1 protein-coding gene and 1 pseudogene are annotated in these 745 nt (G+C 37.7%); both read right to left on the bottom strand.

Annotation, left to right across the window (positions count from 1 at the left end; genetic code table 11):
* The coding region (gene pcm, locus ACFINS_RS10225; RefSeq protein ID WP_375706205.1) for a protein-L-isoaspartate O-methyltransferase at positions 1 to 454 on the bottom strand (454 nt) is incomplete at its 3' end.
* Between the two features lie 135 nt (positions 455 to 589).
* Positions 590 to 745 (bottom strand): annotated as a pseudogene (locus ACFINS_RS10230) (serine--tRNA ligase); the annotation flags it as partial.

A 745-nucleotide genomic window follows, 5' to 3' on the forward strand; every position in this document is an offset into this window, starting at 1 on the left:
TACGATCAAACGATCCAAAACCTGTAATAATACGGCTTCCATCAATCTGCCGTACAACAATATTTTCAATGCCTAAAGTTTGAAATTTTTGACGCGCCAAATCAACAAGCGTTTTATAGCGATCAACTGTTATCACACGGTCACTAAGGCATGCCATAAAGGCAGTACAAAAACCAGAACCGGTACCAATCTCTAAGACACGATGTTTTTTTTTCAAAGATAAAGCATAAAGAATCAAGAGCTGCTCTTCCAAACGCTCAATATATTCACCACACTCAATTGGAATAACTTTATTATCATAAGCGCTCTTAAACCAAGGAGAACTGACAAACTGTTGACGCGGAATTTTCTCCAATGCCGTAAAAAAGCGAACATCATCAATTCCTTTGCTGCGCATTTTTAGCACAAGACTAGCTAGCTCCTCATGAAATCGTAAAATACCCTTTTGATCCATACTATCATTCGATCTCCAACAGAGTCATTATACCATTGTATACACACTTTATTTCTTTTAAAATGGCATCGTCTTGTGTTTTTATGCTATCATTTGTCAATAATAAGCGTATATCCGTTCTCCTTTTGCAAATTTTTAAGCAGTTATGCAACGCATGCCCCTCATATAAGGTTGTAGAACATCGGGTATAATAATTGACCCATCAGCCTGCTGATAATTCTCAAGAACGGCAATAAGACAACGACCAACAGCCGTACCAGAACCATTAAGACTATGGACGAAGTGTAATGT

Source organism: Bartonella sp. AA2SXKL, assembly GCF_042197205.1.
In the GTDB taxonomy this organism is placed as follows: Bacteria; Pseudomonadota; Alphaproteobacteria; order Rhizobiales; family Rhizobiaceae; genus Bartonella.